General features: G+C 39.5%; 19 protein-coding genes. 5 read left to right on the top strand and 14 right to left on the bottom strand.

The features are described 5' to 3' along the window. Positions 1 to 13 precede the first annotated feature (13 nt). Entirely contained in the window at positions 14 to 1,738 is a 1,725-nt protein-coding gene (gene acsA, locus AC1TO5_RS02455; protein WP_482061197.1) for an acetate--CoA ligase, read from the bottom strand. A 178-nt stretch (positions 1,739 to 1,916) separates the two neighbouring features. Between acsA and AC1TO5_RS02460 the strand changes: the two genes are divergently transcribed. After that, entirely contained in the window at positions 1,917 to 2,555 is a 639-nt protein-coding gene (locus tag AC1TO5_RS02460) for a GNAT family N-acetyltransferase (protein ID WP_482061198.1), read from the top strand. A 39-nt stretch (positions 2,556 to 2,594) separates the two neighbouring features. Next, positions 2,595 to 3,776 carry an acetoin utilization protein AcuC gene (locus AC1TO5_RS02465; RefSeq protein ID WP_482061199.1) on the top strand — a complete coding sequence of 394 codons (1,182 nt, stop codon included), beginning with the start codon at positions 2,595 to 2,597 and terminating at the stop codon, positions 3,774 to 3,776. Positions 3,777 to 3,857: 81 nt separating this feature from the next. Here the strand turns inward: AC1TO5_RS02465 and AC1TO5_RS02470 are convergent, their stop codons facing one another. The 4 genes from AC1TO5_RS02470 to AC1TO5_RS02485 form a co-directional block, all read right to left on the bottom strand. Beyond that, positions 3,858 to 4,562: a 5'-methylthioadenosine/adenosylhomocysteine nucleosidase gene (locus AC1TO5_RS02470; protein ID WP_482061200.1), complete on the bottom strand. Its 705-nt coding sequence runs from the start codon at positions 4,560 to 4,562 to the stop codon at positions 3,858 to 3,860. Positions 4,563 to 4,566: 4 nt separating this feature from the next. Further along, on the bottom strand, positions 4,567 to 5,571 hold the full coding sequence (gene ccpA / locus AC1TO5_RS02475; RefSeq protein WP_482061201.1) for a catabolite control protein A: 1,005 nt from the start codon (positions 5,569 to 5,571) through the stop codon (positions 4,567 to 4,569). 94 nt (positions 5,572 to 5,665) lie between these two features. Continuing rightward, a complete protein-coding gene (locus AC1TO5_RS02480; protein WP_482061202.1) occupies positions 5,666 to 6,085 on the bottom strand; it encodes a hypothetical protein in 420 nt (139 codons plus the stop codon). 91 nt (positions 6,086 to 6,176) lie between these two features. Next, positions 6,177 to 6,581, bottom strand: coding sequence for a VanZ family protein (locus AC1TO5_RS02485; protein WP_482061203.1), 405 nt, complete (start codon positions 6,579 to 6,581; stop codon positions 6,177 to 6,179). Between the two features lie 288 nt (positions 6,582 to 6,869). Between AC1TO5_RS02485 and AC1TO5_RS02490 the strand changes: the two genes are divergently transcribed. Next, positions 6,870 to 7,400 carry a type 1 glutamine amidotransferase domain-containing protein gene (locus AC1TO5_RS02490; RefSeq protein WP_482061204.1) on the top strand — a complete coding sequence of 177 codons (531 nt, stop codon included), beginning with the start codon at positions 6,870 to 6,872 and terminating at the stop codon, positions 7,398 to 7,400. On the opposite strand, the gene ptsP is transcribed toward AC1TO5_RS02490, so the two are convergent. The 6 genes from ptsP to AC1TO5_RS02520 form a co-directional block, all read right to left on the bottom strand. Next, entirely contained in the window at positions 7,397 to 9,136 is a 1,740-nt protein-coding gene (ptsP, locus tag AC1TO5_RS02495; RefSeq protein ID WP_482061205.1) for a phosphoenolpyruvate--protein phosphotransferase, read from the bottom strand. The genes AC1TO5_RS02490 and ptsP overlap by 4 nt on opposite strands. After that, entirely contained in the window at positions 9,133 to 11,019 is a 1,887-nt protein-coding gene (locus tag AC1TO5_RS02500) for a glucose PTS transporter subunit IIA (protein WP_482061206.1), read from the bottom strand. Before AC1TO5_RS02500 ends, ptsP begins: the two co-directional genes overlap by 4 nt. Positions 11,020 to 11,160: 141 nt before the next feature. Continuing rightward, positions 11,161 to 11,757, bottom strand: coding sequence for a YdcF family protein (locus AC1TO5_RS02505; RefSeq protein ID WP_482061207.1), 597 nt, complete (start codon positions 11,755 to 11,757; stop codon positions 11,161 to 11,163). Between the two features lie 279 nt (positions 11,758 to 12,036). Then, on the bottom strand, positions 12,037 to 12,462 hold the full coding sequence (locus AC1TO5_RS02510) for a CoA-binding protein (protein ID WP_482061208.1): 426 nt from the start codon (positions 12,460 to 12,462) through the stop codon (positions 12,037 to 12,039). Between the two features lie 129 nt (positions 12,463 to 12,591). Continuing rightward, a complete protein-coding gene (gene aroA, locus AC1TO5_RS02515; protein ID WP_482061209.1) occupies positions 12,592 to 13,887 on the bottom strand; it encodes a 3-phosphoshikimate 1-carboxyvinyltransferase in 1,296 nt (431 codons plus the stop codon). A gap of 23 nt (positions 13,888 to 13,910) precedes the next feature. Next, positions 13,911 to 14,444 carry a shikimate kinase gene (locus tag AC1TO5_RS02520; protein WP_482061210.1) on the bottom strand — a complete coding sequence of 178 codons (534 nt, stop codon included), beginning with the start codon at positions 14,442 to 14,444 and terminating at the stop codon, positions 13,911 to 13,913. Between the two features lie 154 nt (positions 14,445 to 14,598). Here AC1TO5_RS02520 and AC1TO5_RS02525 point away from each other — a divergent pair, with 154 nt between their 5' ends. After that, positions 14,599 to 14,898: a hypothetical protein gene (locus AC1TO5_RS02525; RefSeq protein WP_482061211.1), complete on the top strand. Its 300-nt coding sequence runs from the start codon at positions 14,599 to 14,601 to the stop codon at positions 14,896 to 14,898. Positions 14,899 to 14,902: 4 nt separating this feature from the next. Here the strand turns inward: AC1TO5_RS02525 and gndA are convergent, their stop codons facing one another. Then, positions 14,903 to 16,315, bottom strand: a complete 1,413-nt coding sequence (gene gndA, locus AC1TO5_RS02530; RefSeq protein WP_482061212.1) for an NADP-dependent phosphogluconate dehydrogenase — start codon at positions 16,313 to 16,315, stop codon at positions 14,903 to 14,905. Between the two features lie 228 nt (positions 16,316 to 16,543). Continuing rightward, entirely contained in the window at positions 16,544 to 17,140 is a 597-nt protein-coding gene (locus AC1TO5_RS02535) for a hypothetical protein (RefSeq protein WP_482061213.1), read from the bottom strand. A 354-nt stretch (positions 17,141 to 17,494) separates the two neighbouring features. Here AC1TO5_RS02535 and AC1TO5_RS02540 point away from each other — a divergent pair, with 354 nt between their 5' ends. Then, positions 17,495 to 18,136 carry a YktB family protein gene (locus AC1TO5_RS02540; protein WP_482061214.1) on the top strand — a complete coding sequence of 214 codons (642 nt, stop codon included), beginning with the start codon at positions 17,495 to 17,497 and terminating at the stop codon, positions 18,134 to 18,136. Between the two features lie 126 nt (positions 18,137 to 18,262). Here the strand turns inward: AC1TO5_RS02540 and AC1TO5_RS02545 are convergent, their stop codons facing one another. After that, positions 18,263 to 19,438 carry an MFS transporter gene (locus AC1TO5_RS02545; RefSeq protein WP_482061215.1) on the bottom strand — a complete coding sequence of 392 codons (1,176 nt, stop codon included), beginning with the start codon at positions 19,436 to 19,438 and terminating at the stop codon, positions 18,263 to 18,265. Between the last annotated feature and the right edge of the window lie 2 nt (positions 19,439 to 19,440).

Raw genomic sequence — 19,440 nt, forward strand, 5'->3', positions numbered from 1 at the left:
TTCTGTCAGGTGATTAGTCTTCTATCGTAGACAAATCACCTGTAGGTAGATTAAGCTCCCATGCTTTCAGCACACGGCGCATAATTTTACCACTTCTCGTCTTCGGTAATTTATCCTTAAATTCAATTTCACGTGGTGCAGCATGAGCTGACAATCCAACTTTAACGAATTGCGAAATTTCTGCTTTTAACTCCTCTGATGCTGTATAACCTTCTCGCAAAGCAATAAATGCTTTAATAATTTCTCCACGAATCGGATCAGGCTTACCGATGACTCCGGCTTCTAGAACAGCTGGATGCTCAATCAGCTTAGATTCAACTTCAAATGGACCTACACGCTCACCAGCCGTGTTAATCACATCATCAACACGCCCTTGGAACCAGAAGTAGCCATCCTCATCGCGATATGCAGAGTCACCTGACACATACCATCCTTCAATTCGGAAATATTCCTCATACTTCGCATCGTTATTCCACACTTTGCGCATCATAGACGGCCATGGTGTACTAATCGCTAAATTACCCATACGATAAGGTGGTAACTCATTACCGTAATCATCCAATATGGTCGCATCCACACCTGGGATCGGCTTACCCATTGAGCCTGGTTTAATATCCATACTAGGATAATTACAAATTAATTGTGCTCCTGTTTCTGTCATCCACCATGTATCATGAATTCGATGCTCATAAACTTTCATCCCCCAACGGACAACCTCTGGATTCAGTGGTTCTCCTACACTAAGAACATGACGCAAGCTACTTAGATCGAATTGATTAACGATTTCATCGCCGGCACCCATCAGCATCCGGAATGCAGTAGGAGCACTGTACCATACCGTTACTTTATATTTCTCAATAATGCTGTACCAGTCACTTGGACTAAAGCGTCCACCTCGAATCACATTTGTGACACCGCTGAGCCAAGGAGCAAAAATTCCGTATGCAGTACCCGTCACCCAGCCTGGATCAGCAGTACACCAATATATATCGTCCTCTTTCAAATCTAGTACAATTTGACCTGTGTAAAGATGTTGAACCATTGCATTATGTACATGATAAATACCTTTCGGTCTACCTGTCGAGCCCGATGTATAGTGAAGAATTAGACCATCTTCTCTATCAACCCATTCTATATTTTGTTCATCGCTAGCTTCAGACATTAATCTTTCATAGGATAAAATACCGTCGTCTTCTACCACATCATTGCCAAATACAATAATATGCTTCAAATCAGGTAGTTCATCACGCTTTATGCGAGATAATAACGCAGGTGTCGTCACGATAGCAACTGCTTCACTATCCGCTAAACGATCTTTCACTGCCGTTTCCATAAATGCTTCAAATAACGGACCAACAATGGCTCCGACCTTAATAATGCCAAGTGCACTCATATATAATTCTGGTGTGCGCGGCATAAATATAAATACTCGCTCACCTTTATGAATACCAAGTTTTCGTAGTGCATTTGCGAATTGATTGCTTCCCTTGCTTAATTGTGAATAGGTATAGCTCTCTTCCCGCTGTTGATCACTATAAATTAACGCAACTTTATCCCCCTTACCATTCTCCACATGACGATCCATTACTTCATATGCCATATTAACTTTACCTGTAGTTGACCAACTTAGCTGTTGTTCAATTTGTTCCCATGAAAAATTCTCACGTGCTTGTTCATAGCTTTGTAAGTTCCCATTAGTTACCGTTGCAGCAATACGCTCTTGATGTAATTCGTTCATTGGATCACTCTCCTAATTTCAAACATATATAATAAAGGTATGCGCTTTCATGGAAATTATTATATCATAACTATATTACTTTGCACTACCTAATTCCAATCTAGTAATAATTAGTATATAGTTATATTATATACAGTTATTCATAAATAATATTATTTCATATAAAAGGAGATTGGCAATGGAGCATCGAAAGCGTTTTCAATCGATTGAGAAATATATCCCTTCCTTGCAGAAAAACATTATAATCTCCGGTCCTATTGCTCCTGAGCAACTACGTAATATGACTATGGATACAGCGCTTGATGCATTCAGACGTCCATTAGAGCAGCATGAAGCATTAGTTGAAATCGCTTCCTTGCCTGAAGGTAGAATTATTGCCGCTTCAATCGATCAGCATATTATCGGCTATGTAACGTTTCATTATCCAGACGAATACGAACGCTGGTCTAAAGGTAAAATGATTGATCTTGTGGAACTCGGAGCTATTGAAGTCGCTGATAACTTTCGTGGACTCGGCTTAGCAAAAGATCTCGTTCAACTTTCTTTCGCCGAGCAGCAGCTAGACAATATGATCGTCTATACGACTGAATATTATTGGCACTGGGATCTAGAAGGTAGTGGATTAAATGTATGGGATTATCGTAAAATGATGGAAAAATTAATGCAGACGGTCGATATGATCTGGTACGCAACTGATGATGAAGAAATCTGTGCTCATCCAGCAAATTGCTTAATGGTCAAAATCGGATCAGAAGTACCTCTTTCCTCGATTGAAAGATTTGATCGCGTTCGTTTCCGCAGTCGCTTCATGTATTAAGTAAACTGATTAGCATACAGAAAGGAATGGATTGTATTTATGTTGAAGTCAAAACCTGTCTTCATTCATTCTACATTAGCGAATGCCTATCAATTTCAAAGCGATCATCCCTTCCATCCGATTCGCTATCAGTTAACGATAAGCTTGTTAGAGCATATTGGAGCGCTTCGGCCTCATCAAATACAAGAACCTGCGATAACTGATGTAGAGCATCTACTGTCACTTGCTCATAGTAAAGATTATATCGAAGTCATTAAAGCGCTGAGCAGCAGCGAGCCAGATCATGTAGTAATTGATATAGCTGAGCAATATGGATTGCATGGGGACGATACACCTTATTTCCAAGGGATGCATGAAGCCGCCTGTTCTATTGTAGCTGGCACTGTAAGCGCCTTAGAAGCCGTTATGTCAGGGAAAACAGATCATGCCTACCATTTGGCTGGGGGATTGCATCACGCCTTCGAAAATCGCGCAGCAGGATTTTGCATTTATAATGATGCGGTTATTGCGATCAAACATATTCAGCAGCAGCATCAAGTTAAAATTCTCTATATCGATACGGATGTACACCACGGTGACGGAGTACAATTCAGTTTTTATGCTGATCCCAATGTATGCACCTATTCGATTCATGAGACGGGAAAATTTCTATTTCCAGGTACTGGGTACCACTATGAAAAGGGGCTAGATCATGGCTACGGCGCTTGCTTTAATATGCCTCTCGATCCTTATACAGAAGATGACTCCTGGCTCGAATGTTTTCAACTTACGCTAACAAAGGTGATTGAACATTATAAACCCGACCTTATCGTCAGCCAGCATGGCTGTGATGCTCATACATATGATCCACTTTCACATCTTCATTGTTCAATGCGTATTTATGAACAAATCCCTACGATTATCCATCAGTTTGCCCATCAACATTGTCAAGGTAAATGGGTAGCGATCGGAGGCGGTGGCTATGATTTATGGCGTGTTGTTCCGCGAGCATGGTCGCATGTATGGTTAGCGATGAATGATCATGAATTAGTAGAACAATTCAAGAAGCAAGAGCTTCACCCGCTCCCTGAAGCATGGAGAAGTTATTGGAGTAGCTATGCTACCGATGAACTACCATTATATTGGCAGGATGAGCCTCATATCATGTCAGCTATGCCAAGGCGAGCAGAAATAACACAACGCAATCGAATGGTAGCTGACATATTGATTCAAGATATTTGAGGTTGCGCTCATCATAAAAAGCCCTCAAGAGCCGAAAAAATCGGTTTTTGAGGACTTTAGCTTTTATCATACTACTTTAGACTATGACTGTAAATTTGAGACCATATAATCAATGATTGCATATGAATTATTGGCTGCTTCTACAACGAAGTCCGTATAAGTCACATCGGCAGAACCATCCGCTTTATCCGACATAGAACGAATAATAATGAACGGAATGTTATTCGCATAACAAACTTGTGCTACAGATGAACCTTCCATCTCCGCGCATGCCCCGCCAAATTGTTCATGTAATTCTTGCACTTTATCAACACTAGCGATAAACTGATCGCCAGAAACAATTCTACCTACCACAGTACGGTTTTGGAACAACGCTTCACTAGCTTGAACAGCGAGCTTAATTAATGCTTCATCAGCAACAAACTCAGACACTTCCTGGAATGGAATAACACCTTTAGCATAGCCAAGTGGCGAGACGTCTATATCATGCTGCAATGCGCTGCTAGAGATAACGATATCTCCTACATTTAATCTAGGATCAAGAGCTCCTGCCACACCAGTGAACCATACGCAATCTACATCCATCGACAATAACACCTGTGTACAAATGGCAGCATTTACTTTACCTACGCCAGATTTGCAATAAATCACCGCTTGTCCATGCAATGTACCTTCATAATAAGTTATGCCGGCAATTGTCGATTGCTCAACATTTTTCACATTTTGATGAAGCAATTCAATTTCTTCAACCATCGCTCCAATAATGCCAATCTTGTTGTATGCCATTACTCTAGTTGCCTCCTACAGATTCGCGAACAATTAACTCATGCGGCAAAATAACTTGCGCTTGTTCGACATTTTCCTTCTTCATTAGCTTCGTTAATAAACGCATAGAAACCGCTCCGATATCATACATCGGTTGGGCAACTGTCGTCAGCAATGGTCTAACCATAGATGCCATACGTGAGTTATCAACACTAATTACAGATATATCTGCAGGTACTTGTAGCCCTTTATCTTGAATCGCATGAATCGCACCAATTGCCATTTCATCAGTTGCTGAGAATACAGCAGATGGACGATTAGCAAGCTCTAAAAAGTAACGCATTGCATCTGATCCTGATTCATAGCGATAATTACCAATACGAACTAATGTATCGTCATAGGTTAAGCCAGCCTCAACTAAAGCTTTTTTGTAACCACTAAAACGAGCAAATCCATTCGATGGATCTTCAAGTGTTCCACTAATCATCGCAATACGACGATGACCATGCTTAATTAATGATTGTACCGCATCATATGCAGCTGTTTCATGATCAATATCAACAGAAGGCATTTCTCTTGATTCATCCGAAGTTGCACATAGTACAATCGGAATATTCGCGGTTCTAAAAGCTTGTTGATGATCTTCCGTGACTGCACCACCCATAAACAATAGACCATCTACTTGTTTTTCCAACAATGTATTAATTACGCGAATTTCTTTATCTTTCTTCTTGTCAGCATTACACAAAATAATATTGTAATGATACATATTGGCGATATCTTCAATTCCACGAGCTACCTCAGCAAAAATAGCATTTGATATATCAGGAATAACAACGCCAACTGTTGTAGTTTTCTTACTAGCTAATCCACGTGCAACTGCATTAGGTCGATAACCTAAACGATCAATAGCTTCAAATACTTTTTTACGAGTGGCCGGCTTCACGTTAGGGTTATTATTTACAACCCTGGAAACCGTTGCCATTGAAACACCTGCTTCTCTTGCTACATCATATATTGTTACCGTCACGAGCACTCTCTCCATTTGCTATAAATTAATTGAAACGTTCGACACATATTGGAATTATGATACTGTAAAACTACAAATTTCGCAATGTTTTGCTTTATGCAGGCTTAGTTTGAGCTCCAAGCTGGGTTAATTTTTTCACTATTGAATCTAACCAGTCTTGATCCTGTAGGCTTTGTGCTAATAAATACAGATCAAGAAGTTCATTGGTACGACTCTTCATTAATTGCTCTAATTGATCCTTAGCTGTTTGGGCAGTCTTTTTTGTAAGTTTATACTCTACTAATAAATTTGCCCATTCATTGCGTTCGTTAAACAAAATGTTCATCTTTTTAGGCTGTTCACCTAATTCTTCAATAAATCCTGTAAGATCCGCTTTGATTTCAGGAATTACTTCACTTCTACTACATGTTTCACAAGTATATATCGGAACATTATCAATCTCTACTTTTCCAGAAAAAATAACTGTTCGAAGTTTTAGAGACATACTTTCCCCACAAAGACATAACTTTTGCATCAGGGTCACTCCTTACATGTACTCATTTCAGCCTTCTAAAAGCATCTATGTATCCATATAAGTGGTTCGACATTTTTCACCCATTTTCCTGCTATAACGATAAACTTAATTTTTTCCATAGCTTTTGAAAATACGGAATTTTAATAAACAATACCCAAAGCGTAGCACCAATACAGTCATTTCGCAGATCAAGCCAGTCCATCATTCTACCACCAACATAATATTGATGAATTTCGTCTGTCGCACCGTAAAGCGTGCATATCAAAATGATCATAAGTTTATAGCGCCATTGCAATGATTTGCGACCAAATGCAAAATCAACTGTCATTGCAAGTATAAAGTAGCTTACAAAATGTCCCCAGTTAAAATCTTGAATAAAAGGTAAATATTTTTGAAAGAACGGTAATACTGTATTAAGCTCATCACCTGTTCGCGAAGATAAATAATAAATGATAGCCATCCACAGGATAGATGGTAACCAGCGTAGCCACTTCATTACAATTTCACCTCAAAACTTTTGATTAACTACCTAGATCAGCTTCTACGCAAATGAAAAGTTACTTCGAAAGCATAACCTCAAAACTATTTATTAACTATCTAGATCAGCTTCTCGCAAATAAAAAGTTGCTTCGAAAGCATAATCTACAATCTTTCACTCCTATTTGCTCAAATGAGCAAGCTTCGTTACAATGAATACATAAAACATCGAGTTTTGTTAGCTATATATTTTTCATTAGCTAACAGTCTATTGTCTTGCATTATAAAAAGTTGGGAGAAAAACACAATGTCATTACATAATCAAACGGTTATTTGCTTGTTGCACGATGAATTTGAAGATTTGGAATTATGGTATCCTGTGTACCGTACTCGTGAAGCAGGAGCTACTGTACTTTTTGCTGGTCCTGAAAAAGGAAAAAAACATATTGGAAAATACGGCGTACCTGCCATCTCAGACCTTTCTTTTGATGAAGTGAACAGTGATGAAATTAGCGGCCTACTCGTGCCAGGTGGCTGGGCGCCTGATCAACTCCGTCGCTATCCAAAGGTGCTGCAACTTGTACAAGAAATGAATGAACAGAACAAGCCAATCGGTCAAATCTGCCATGCAGGCTGGGTACTGATCTCAGCAAAAATATTACAGGATCGCAAAGTTACGTCTACTCCAGGTATACGTGATGATATGGAAAATGCTGGTGCAATATGGTTCGATGAGGCTGTCGTTGTCGATGGAAATCTCATCTCAGCACGTAGACCGCCTGACCTTCCCCCATATGCACATGCTTTTGTCCAAGCATTAGAACAGCGAATGGTTTAACCATTCGCTGTTTCTTCAAATACATCCATATATTCAGTCAGGATGGCTTTAATCTCTTCACTAGTAACACTTCGACTTACTTCATTGAATACTTGTATACATTCTAATTGAGAGGAATGAATTAATCGCTCCTTCAATGGTAGAATCGAATGTGCCGACATACTTAATGAATCTACTCCAAGACTTAACCAGATAGGCAATGCACGAATATCCCCAGCCAACTCGCCACATACACTGATTGGAATTTCATGACGTTTCGCCGCATCGACTACGAAAGATAGCATTTGAATAATAGCTGGATGATATGGATCATACAAATCTGCTATTCTTTCATTCATCCGATCGACCGCCAATGTAAACTGCACAAGATCATTCGTACCAATACTGAAGAAATCTACTTCCTTCGCCAAATGATTGGCAATCATTACTGCTGCAGGAACTTCGATCATAATACCAACTGCAAGGTGATCATCGAATGCAATGCCTTCTTGCATAAGTTCATCCTTCGCCTCTTCAAGTAATGCATTCGCTGCTCTAACTTCATTAACAGACGTAATGAACGGATACATCAATTTAATTGTTCCGTAAGTACTTGCGCGCAGAATCGCTCTTAATTGAGTTTTGAAAAGCTGCTTCTGATCTAAGGAGACTCGAATAGCCCGATAGCCCATAAATGGATTTTCTTCTTCTTCCATATCATAATAATCAAGGTGCTTATCTCCACCAATGTCTAATGTACGAATAACAACTGAACCACCATGCAGCTTTTCTACTACTTTACGATAGACAAGAAATTGCTCTTCCTCAGTGGGAAATTCTTGGCGATCCATATACAGAAACTCAGTGCGGAATAAGCCTACGTCTTGCGCACCGCCTTTCAACGCTATCTCTAATTCTTTCACAGAACTAATATTAGCAGCAAGCTTAATGAATTGACCATCAGTGGTCACCGCCTCATGATCCGCTAGATGATGCAATTGCTCCTGCGCCATGATTAATTTATATTGCATATCTCTATATCGTTTAATAAGATGTTCAGCAGGATCAAGATACACTGTCCCATCACTACCGTCAATGAGTATCGTCTGACCTGTAACCAATGATTCCGCGATCTTGCCTTCCATTCCGACAACAAGCGGGATCCCTAATGCTCTGGCCATAATAGCAGAATGAGATGAAGTGCTACCAGACAATGTAACAATACCTAGTACATTTTCAGGATTAAGATGAACCAATTGAGATGGCGATATTTCTTTGGCAACGAGAATAAACGGCTGCGTATCACTTGGTAATTGAATTTCGGGAACACCTAGTAAATGCTTCAAAAGGCGATTTCCAACGTCTTTAATATCAAGTGCACGCTCACGCATATAATCATCTTCTAGCAAATCAAACATCGTTACAAAATGATCAATAGCTTCCTTCACAGCTACTTCAGCAGCTTTATATTGTCTTTGAATAATACCTTGAATTTCATTCATAAATACGGGATCGTCTAATATTGCAAGATGAGCATCAAAGATTTGCGTTTCTTCCTCACCAACTGTTTCTTTTAGCTCGTCTTTAATTTGGTTAATTTCATCTTTTGAAGTGCGAATCCCCTCATATACTCGTTCAAATTCGCGTGCAAAGTCTGCTACATCAATTCGTTGTTCTGGCACTTCAAATTCCCAATTGGGAAGGACAAAAGATTTCCCAATTGCGATACCTGATGATGCTCCGATTCCTTGAGTCATTGTATATCCCCCTCATCCTTGCTCTCATGAAGCACAACCGACATTACTGAAGACTGACCTTTTTTCACGCCTTTGAACGGGGCATATCGCCAAGCTTTGACGCGCTCTGAATTCGTAATGACCATTGGAGAAGCAAGTGACTTACTATCCTTTTTAACCTTCTGTATATTAAAACGAATAAGTAATTGACCTGGCAATACTTCTTCGCCTTCCTTAACGACTGCTGTAAAGTAATCTTTACCGACCAACTTCGAAGTATCAATACCGATATGCATCAACACTTCAAGACCATCGTCTGTCAGAATACCAATAGCATGCATCGTCGGATAAATGTGGATAACTTTCCCTTTTACCGGAGAAACTAATTCTCCACGATCAGGTATAAATGCTACACCGTTCCCAACAAGTAGTGCCGAAAATATCGGATCGGGAACTTCTGATAATGGGATCATCTTTCCTTGCATTGGCGAATGGAACGATATTTGCTGCTGATCGCGATGAATCGTCTTGATCATTTCCTCTCGGATAAGCTCAGAATATGTCCCAAAGACAACTTGAACATGTCCACCCCCAAGGCGAATCACTCCAGCAGCACCGAGATTACGAAGTGCATTAATGTCCATATCCTTCTCATTCGTTACTTTCAAGCGCAGACGGGTAATACAAGACTCCATCTGTATGATATTCTTCTTACCACCAATGGCTTGTAATATAAGCGGAGCACGGTACGGGATATCACCAACCCACTCGTCAAGTTGCGAGCCTTCTTCTCGTCCAGGGGTTGGAATCTGAAAGCGAGTAATCGCCCAGCGGAAGAGAAAGTAATATAAAATCCCAGTCACTATACCAATCGGAATAATTAACCAACCTTTAGTAGAGAGATGCATATTGATAACATAATCAATCGCACCAGCAGAGAATGAGAAGCCGTGTAATATACCGAGCTCATACGTAATCCACATAATAAGCCCTGATAGTAGTGCATGTACGACATACAAATAAGGCGCCACGAATAGAAATGCGAATTCAATCGGTTCAGTTACGCCCGTTAGAAACGATGCAAGCGCTGCTAACGTAAAGGTACGACGAATTTTTGGTTTCAAATCTTCTCGTGCCTCGTGAATAATGGCTAATGCAATAGCAGGTAAAGCAAACATCATCGTCGGATATAACCCGCCCATAAATACACCAGCCGTTGGATCACCTGCAAAGTATCGCGGTAAATCTCCATATACCATATAGCCAGTGTCCGTCTCATAGCCGCCAACTTGAAACCAGAAAATATGGCTGACAAGATGATGCAAGCCGAAAATAACTAAAATTCGATGAACAAACCCATACAAGAAAACGCCAAATCCACCAGCGAGCGAAATCACTTCACCTAATTCTACTAATAGCCATTCCAACTGCTGCGATAAATTAACCATCGCTATCGAAAACAGTAATGTGAAGCAGCTCACAAAAAATGGTACGAACCGTGGACCACCAAAAAACTGAATATATTCTGGCAAACGTAAATCCTTGAATCTTAGATACGACACACCCGCTACAATCCCGATAAATGTTCCGATTAAGACGGTCGGCTCAGTGCCAGGTGCATACTTTGTTGTAATCCCTGTATAGATGAACATCCCTACAAGTGCGGCCATTCCTGCGCTTAGACCATTACTTGTTAAACCTAGTGCAATACCTAACGCAAATATATAGGGTAGAAAATGGAATATCGATTGACTTGCAAGCATTAAAAATTCGTTCATACCAGGCAAACCTATGTATTCCCAAGGTAATTGGGCCAAGCTTTGGAATACTGCCGCTGCAGGCAGAATGATCATTGGAAGCATAACAGAGCGTCCTAATTGCTGTAAATTACCAACGAAAGCCATATCGACCCTCCTTTGCGACCATAGTTATATAAAAAACCAAATAATTTAATAGTAAGTAAACACCTATTAAGATGTTACGTGTTATATTCGTTTTTGTCAAAAAGATTGTTGTAGAAAACAAGCAGTTGGACCTTGTAAAATTCACCTAAATGGCAGACTAAAAATATAACCGACATAGAAAAAAAGCTCTCGCATGAAAAATGGTACTTTACTATTTAGTGACTTATATGCAGAACTTTGTGTAGGAGATGAATAAGCATCCATTCCAGTTTGTTCGGCCATTAACAATGCCCTTTTCATATGTAGTGGATCACTTACAATCGTGAATGATGTAAATTTGTTCGCTGTTGCAATTTCGAATGCGTATTTGAGATTTTCTTCCGTAATTTTTGATTTCGTTTCTATGAAAATATGCTCAGGATTAACATTATGTTGAATCGCATATTCCCTCGCTACCTCTGATTCTGCGTACTTATCGCCATTTCCTTTGCCGCCAGTAAATATTATGTTATCCACGTAACCATTCTCATACAGCCAAATAGAGTGATTTATCCGTTCACGTAAAACAGGTGATGGTTCACTATCCCAAGCAGCAGCACCAAGCACCACAGCCACATCAGTTTTAACTAATTGAACTTTATTACTGAAAGACCAAATGCTACACGCTGAATAACCTATAAAGACAAAGAAAATAGCTACTATAGTGATGGCTAACCTAAGCCTTAATTTTTTCAACACTGCAAATCAGTCCTTTTTCAAAATTACATTAGTACTCAACAATGTAAGTAAAAACACTGAAACTTACACTAGTCTAAGATTACCACAATTTTTATTTGTAGATAACGATTACTATCTGAAATTTCCTATTCGCCATTAGAAATCACTTTTAATTGTTATTTCAAATGAAGATTAGCTGAATATGTACAAGTATTAATAGAATATCTAAAAAAGGTATTCCGCATCTACATTTCTGTAGTACGAAATACCTTTATCTCATAAATCAAGAGTGGGTCAACTTCATTTACCTTGAGGAAGTAGAATGGAGTCTTCTACCTTAATACAACGATCCATTACAACCGTTAAACCGCCCTCTGTTGCAATATCTGCAGCCTCTTGATTAAATACACCAAGCTGCAACCATAACGCCTTAGCACCGATTTTAACGACTTCTTCCGCAATCTCTGCAGTATATTCACTGCGACGAAACACATTGACTAAGTCAACAGGAAACGGAATGTCAGACAAAGATGGATAGCATGTCTCATCTAGTATTTCTGTAGCTTTAGGATTTACGGGTACAATCGTGTATCCCTTCTTCTTCATCGCCTCAGATACCATATAAGAAATTCGCTCACGATTATCAGATAGACCAACGACGGCAATTACTTTAGTATTAGACAATAATTTTTTAATGTCATCTCGCGATGGATTTTCAAATGCCATTGCTTAACACCTCCACAGAATTAAAAGTTGACCAACCTCTTGTCATAGTATGGGTACTTTTGTAATATATATGATTGGAACATATATATTGCAAATCGAGATCATTGGCTATGATTTTGAACTACCGCTTTAAGATTCTACCCATTCTACCTGCGCACCTAATGCCTTCAAATGATCAAAATAATTCGGGTAAGATTTCGCAACATGATGAGCATCTTTAATGCGTAATGGTTCTTTTGAACGCAAGCCAACAATCGTCAATGCCATAATAACGCGATGGTCATAATGCGCATTAATCTCGACGCCACCAGGAAGTCCTTCAGGTGAACCATGAACGATAATTTCAGCTTGACGCTCCTCTACATTAGCACCTGCTTTACGAAGCTCATTCAAGTAATCGGTAATTCGATCACATTCTTTGTAGCGCAAGTTTTCAACGTTATAGAAACGAGAGGTTCCTTCCGCAAATACCGCTGCTGCTACCATCGCCAGTACAGCATCCGTTGCATGGTCACCATCGAACTCCACAGCTTTTAATACACCATTGCCTTGAACATGGACAATATTATTTTCATGGGTAAGCGGCACTTCCATCATCTTAAGTACATCAATGATTGCACGCTCTCCCTGCTTACTATTTTCCATTAATCGGTGTACAATAACATTAGAGTTAGTTACTGCTGCAGCAGCTAAAATTGCCGCAGATCCAGGGTAATCGCCTTGAACAGTATACTCTCTCGCTTGATAAGATTGGTTGCCTGGCACTTTAAAGCGCATATAATCTTCATCAGCATGAATAACAATACCTGCTTGCTCAAGCACTTCAAGTGTTTGACCTACTACTACTTTTGATTTCAAATCATGCAGCACTTCAATTTCGCTATCCTCTTCAAGTAATGGTGTAAGGAATAGTAAAGCACTTAGAAACTGAGAGCTAATATTTCCAGATACTTGGATATGACCGCCACGAGGCTTGCCGCCTTGAATGCGAATTGGTAGTTTTCCTTCATTGTGCTCAATCTCAACGCCCATTGCTGTAAGAGAATCAATCAAATCCTGATGTGGACGCTTACCTAGTGAATCTGGATAACGGTTAACAAACGTAACATCGGGACATATTGATGCTATTGCCATTAAGAAGCGAAGTACTGCACCCGCATTACCAACGTCAAGCTCTTTAATATCTTTTGGCTTAGAACCGAAGCCAGTAATAACGATTTTCTGCTCATCTTCTTCTAGAACTGCTCCAAGATCGCGAATACAACGGCGCATAGCATCACTATCTTCACTATGTGCAGGGAAATGAATGGTGCTTGTACCTTCTGCTAATGCAGCAACTAGCAAATAACGAGTTGTATAATTTTTTGAAGATAAAGCTCCGATTTCACCTTGCAAATTAGGGGTTGGGGTAACGATTACATCCATGATTGATATCTCCTTTTCATTATCTATGCTAAATTGGCTTGTTGCCATACTTCAACGATTTTGTTAACGACTTCAGGTAAAGTTAGATCAGATGTATCAATCGAATAATGTGCAAAGTCATAAGCACCAGCACGAGCAGTCATAAGTTGATGGACACGCTCGGTAACATCCCCTTGCAATAACGGACGACCAGTATCATGCTTCACACGAGAAATGATAACATCGCTACTCGCAATCAAATGTATAACAAAGCCATGCTCTAGCATGCTTTCTCGATTACTTTGCTTAAGAACTGCTCCACCACCAGTTGCAATAATTGATGCTTCTGGAGAGCTTAGTCGTTCATTAAGCACTTCCGTCTCTATATTACGGAACGCTTCTTCACCCGCTTGTGCGAAGATTTCGGGAATTTCTTGACCAGCATGCTTAACAATTTCCACATCAACGTCATACTTATGTAGCTGTAATTCACTTGCTAATCCATCGGCTACTGCAGACTTACCAGTACCCATAAAGCCGATTAATATAATCTTATTACGTAATGAATTAATTTGCATAGTATTCATCCTTTACAAGTGTTCATCTACACTATCATATCATCTTTGGCAAGCGTTAGGGTAGAAAAAAGTTAGTTCATGCTTTCGAAGCGACTTTTCATTTTCAATGAAGATTATCGAGATGCCTATGAAAAAAATTTAGGAGGGATTAATAATGAAAGAACTACACCAGCATTCATTTCAAGATCAAACAAAGCAAAAAATCGAACGTATTCTCGATTCCACATATCCATTATCTCGTGAGGATGTCGTCTGGATGCTTGGTTATATTACAAAAAAAGTGGCTGACGAAGACCCAGCTATTACGGGTCTGTCGCAGCCACAGTTGTTACAAAATTTTCATGCTTATGCTGATGTAGCTATGGCGCTAATTAGCCGCCGCAACAGTAGTGACCAGGAAGCAGAACGATTACGCCAATGGCTTCGTCAAGCTTCGCAAGGTTTACTGTCTTAACTAATTAAGATTGCATCCAGTTGAAGTGGAATGAACCTTCTTTGTCCACACGTTGGAATGTGTGAGCACCGAAATAGTCACGTTGAGCTTGAAGCAAGTTTGCAGGAAGACGCTCAGAACGGTAGCTGTCGAAGTATGCAAGTGCACTAGAGAATGCTGGTACAGGCACACCGAATTTCACAGCTGTCGCAATAACTTCACGCCATGCAGATTGATAAGTCTCAACGATGTTTTTGAAATATTGATCAAGTAATAGGTTACGAAGTTCTGGATTAAGATCGTAAGCATCTTTGATGTTTTGTAGGAATGCAGCACGGATAATGCAACCCCCACGGAAGATCATTGCGATTTCGCCGTATTTAAGATCCCAACCATACTCATCTGATGCAGCACGCATTTGAGCAAAACCTTGTGCATAAGAACAAATTTTACTTGCATAAAGTGCTTTACGGATTGATTCAATGAACTCACCTTTATCAGCAGTAAATTCAGGACGCACAGGGCCGCTAAGTACTTTACTTGCAGCTACGCGTTCTTCTTTCATTGCAGACAAGAAACGAGTGAATACAGATTCCGTAATGATGGACAACGGTACACCAAGATCTAGTGAGCTTTGGCTCGTCCATTTACCAGTACCTTTTTGACCAGCAGAGTCAAGAATAACATCGACCATTGGCTTTCCAGTTTCTGGATCGTATTTAGAGAAAATATCACGAGTGATTTCAATTAGGTAGCTATCAAGCTCACCTTTATTCCACTCTGTGAAGATTTCATGAAGGTCTTCAGTAGAAACATTAAGAACATTTTTCAATAGATCGTAAGCTTCACAAATTAATTGCATATCGCCATACTCGATACCATTGTGCACCATTTTCACGTAGTGACCAGCACCACCAGGACCGATATAAGTACAACAAGCATCATCGCCAACTTTAGCAGAAATTGCAGTAAGAATTGGTTCAACTAGCTCGTAAGCTGATTTTTGACCACCAGGCATAATAGAAGGACCTTTAAGAGCTCCCTCTTCACCACCAGAAACACCAGTACCGATAAAGCGGAAACCTTGTGCTTCAAGCTCTTTGCTGCGACGTTCTGTGTCAGGGAAGTAAGCATTACCACCATCGATAATAATATCGCCTTCAGCAAGATGTGGAACTAGAGAGTTAATTGTTGCATCAGTACCAGCACCAGCTTGTACCATAATAAGAATTTTGCGAGGAACTTCAAGTGATTGAACAAACTCTTCAATTGTGTAAGTTGGCAAAAGGTTTTTACCTTGAGACTCAGCCATTAATTCATCTGTTTTTTCTTTTGAACGGTTAAACACAGAAACTGTGAAACCTCTGCTTTCAATATTAAGGGCAAGATTACGACCCATTACAGCCATACCGATAACGCCAATTTGTTGTTTAGACATATGGTTTATTCCATCCTTTATCTTTAATTTTTCTCACAATAGCTTTATTCTACTCCTTTTGCGCAAAGAAGAAAACAGTTTACGATGAAATTGTGATGAATTCTCTTTAATTTTATCAATTTCGGACTAAAGTTCAGTTTATATTCTCCCATTGTTGAACAAAAAAAACGGTCGGCCACTAAATTTCTTAGAGGTCAGACCGTTTTATGATCGTTATCTTTTATGAAACTACATTTCGAGTTGTAACATCTCAAGACGTAACAGCTCCAATTGACCAATGATTTCCTGAGACTTTAGTTCATCTTGTTCAATGGTCGCTTCATGCAAGCAGCTGAGTTCATAATCTAGTTCCATGCGTAGCACAGCAATACGTTGCTCGGCCCGCTTGTTCTGAAAAGCTTGAATCATATCCTCGAAAGTTACATATGGCTTTTTCTGATAAATAATACGATGCTCCATACCAGACACCTCCACCAGTCGAATAATTTCACCGAACATAATGTTTTCAATGACAATTTGTCGATCTTTGATTCGCTTAACTACAGCATGCCCACGCGTGTCGTTAATAAGTTTTTCAATAAGCTCTGATAACCTCTCGTCTTTAATTATATAATCTCCAACAATACGGTAGCTTTGATTCACTTTCTCGAAATGAAGCTTAACTAACTTCCTACCCGTTCGGATCGAAACTAGAAATTTCCCCTCCGTTTCATTCCAATAAAGCGAATACCCCTCCTGGATCAGCTCTCTGATGAGAGTTTGGATTTGGCGCCGCTCGAAACGAAGTTCGAGATTACAATATTCTACTTCATAGTTTCTATTCACGGCATTCCCTCCTAAAACTTTTCTATGCTTCTTAAGCATAACTTCCCATTTCAGAAAAGTCGCTTCGGAAGCATATACTATAAACTTTTCAACAAAAAATCATGTAAGCAAATGAATCAAGACAATAGCCTAAATCTTCTGACTATTTACTTTTACCATTATCTTATACTTCATCTTATGTATTGGCAACTTGGTTTATTGACTATTTTTCGCGTGTTTTGATAATGTTTCAATTGAGCTTAGTTTAACCATCAATCTAGAAATTGAAACAGGACAGATAAATCATTATATGTTACAATCATTATTAAATGATAAAGTTTCTCATCGTTGATGATAAGCGAAAAGGAGTACGCAATGACCCAACAATTAATTCAAGCTGGATTTACTACTGAGGATTTCGATATTTTTCATATTGCAGGACTTGATGAGCGAATGAGCGCCATTATTGAACATATTAGACCCAAATTCCAAGTGATGGGACAACAATTAACTACGGAATTAAGTATCCACGCCAGTAATGAAATGTTTCTGCATATTGCTAAGCATGCCCGCCGTACAGTTAATCCTCCAAAGGATACTTGGCTGGCGATTTGTAACAATAAGCGCGGCTACAAAGCACACCCCCACTTTCAACTAGGACTGTTCGACGATCACCTATTTATCTGGTTTGCATTGATCTATGAAGTTCCAAACAAAAAAAATATTGCGAATACATTTCTAGCCAACCTCGAGCAAGTGATCGAGCAAGTTCCCAGTGACTATGTCATTTCACAAGATCATATGAAAAATAATGCTCAGGCTGTGAGTGAACTTAACGAAGAGGATTGGTCCTCCATCCTTACTCGTTTCCGCGATGTAGGAAAAGCAGAGTTACTTATCGGTCGTCATCTGGCACCCAATAGTGCTATCGTTCAGGATCAGCAGAAGCTTATCGAGTATGCATCTGAAACTTATTTGCAATTACTTCCATTATATAAATTAGCTTATGAAGCATAATCGAATAATTAGCAAGGATATTAGCAGTCGCACAATCGTTACTGCTCATAACATAAAAAAAGGAACTTCAACATTGTCGAAGTTCCTTTTTTGCACGGATTAGAAGCATACATCGCTATCATATTATTAGTTTTTGGATACGTTCATCTTTTCAACCCGATCTGCAAGCTTAAAGCCATATACAAGCAGCAATGCTAATAAACTTAACAAGCCCGCAATGAGATATGGTAACCCAATAGCAACTGTAAATAATAGTGTACCGATAATCGGACCAGCGATACGTCCAAGACTATCCATAGAATTACTTAAGCCAGATGCAACACCGATACTAACTTTTGTTTTCAACGTAATTAATGATGTAATACATGGTCTAGTTAAGGAGTTGCCAATACCGAACACCGTAACTGAAATCGTTGCCCAAAGGAATGTGTCTGCACCAAGTAGCATAAAGAATCCGATTGCTGAAATAATGGAGCCCATGACAATAAATTTCGGTTCATCTCCAGGCTTCACCATGCGACGCACAATTCCACCTTGCACCAATGCCCCAGCCAAACCACTAATTAAGAACATCGTACCTACTTGAGATGGAGTAACATCAAATTTCGCAATCCCGAATAGTTGTAGCGTAGCCTCCAAAAATGCCAGTGTAAATGTAACGAAGAAGGCTAGTACATATAAATATTTGGAAGTGCCTTGAAAAGCGCTCCATCTAGATACTTTAGGTTCATTCGTATCCACTCTATTATTAGTATCCTGCAAAATTAATATGGCAAAGACCGCAGTAATTAATGACAATCCCGCTGCCACAAAGAACGGTGTCGTTAGATTAATAACGCTCAACATCCCACCAACCGCAGGTCCAATCATAAATCCGAAGCCGATTGAAATACCAACAAAAGCCATTCCTTTTGTGCGATTTTCTGCACTCGTAATATCTGCTACGTACGCTACAATAACGGATGTTACTGCACCTGAGAATAAGCCACCTAATGCACGAGCAATATACATTAAAGTAAGATGATGAGCTGCTAACCCAAACATCAAGAAGCTAATTGAAAATCCAATCAAACCAATAATTATTATTTTCTTTCTACCTACCCGATCGGATAAAGCACCCCAAATAGGTGAAAGTAGAAACGATACGAGCGAGTAAATAGCAAGGATTGCTCCGTTATGTAATTCTGCATTACTCGTAGCCGTATCCAAAATAATTTCAGGCATAACTGGAATTATAATGCCGAAGCCAATAAATGTAGTCATAAGGATTGCCATGACCACTAACATTCTTTTATCCATCATTT

The sequence above is a fragment of the Paenibacillus sp. Y930 genome, assembly GCF_056786375.1.

Bases quoted from the DNA above. Each gene is read 5' to 3' on its own strand.
- AC1TO5_RS02540 (WP_482061214.1), top strand. From the start codon at position 17,495: ATGACCCAACAATTAATTCAAGCTGGATTTACTACTGAGGATTTCGAT.
- AC1TO5_RS02500 (WP_482061206.1), bottom strand. From the start codon at position 11,019: ATGGCTTTCGTTGGTAATTTACAGCAATTAGGACGCTCTGTTATGCTT.
- ptsP (WP_482061205.1), bottom strand. From the start codon at position 9,136: ATGACTCAAGGAATCGGAGCATCATCAGGTATCGCAATTGGGAAATCT.
- AC1TO5_RS02470 (WP_482061200.1), bottom strand. From the start codon at position 4,562: ATGGCATACAACAAGATTGGCATTATTGGAGCGATGGTTGAAGAAATT.
- AC1TO5_RS02520 (WP_482061210.1), bottom strand. From the start codon at position 14,444: ATGCAAATTAATTCATTACGTAATAAGATTATATTAATCGGCTTTATG.
- acsA (WP_482061197.1), bottom strand. From the start codon at position 1,738: ATGAACGAATTACATCAAGAGCGTATTGCTGCAACGGTAACTAATGGG.
- AC1TO5_RS02460 (WP_482061198.1), top strand. From the start codon at position 1,917: ATGGAGCATCGAAAGCGTTTTCAATCGATTGAGAAATATATCCCTTCC.
- AC1TO5_RS02485 (WP_482061203.1), bottom strand. From the start codon at position 6,581: ATGAAGTGGCTACGCTGGTTACCATCTATCCTGTGGATGGCTATCATT.
- aroA (WP_482061209.1), bottom strand. From the start codon at position 13,887: ATGGATGTAATCGTTACCCCAACCCCTAATTTGCAAGGTGAAATCGGA.
- AC1TO5_RS02465 (WP_482061199.1), top strand. From the start codon at position 2,595: ATGTTGAAGTCAAAACCTGTCTTCATTCATTCTACATTAGCGAATGCC.
- AC1TO5_RS02480 (WP_482061202.1), bottom strand. From the start codon at position 6,085: ATGCAAAAGTTATGTCTTTGTGGGGAAAGTATGTCTCTAAAACTTCGA.
- AC1TO5_RS02490 (WP_482061204.1), top strand. From the start codon at position 6,870: ATGTCATTACATAATCAAACGGTTATTTGCTTGTTGCACGATGAATTT.
- AC1TO5_RS02545 (WP_482061215.1), bottom strand. From the start codon at position 19,438: ATGATGGATAAAAGAATGTTAGTGGTCATGGCAATCCTTATGACTACA.
- AC1TO5_RS02510 (WP_482061208.1), bottom strand. From the start codon at position 12,462: ATGGCATTTGAAAATCCATCGCGAGATGACATTAAAAAATTATTGTCT.
- AC1TO5_RS02525 (WP_482061211.1), top strand. From the start codon at position 14,599: ATGAAAGAACTACACCAGCATTCATTTCAAGATCAAACAAAGCAAAAA.
- gndA (WP_482061212.1), bottom strand. From the start codon at position 16,315: ATGTCTAAACAACAAATTGGCGTTATCGGTATGGCTGTAATGGGTCGT.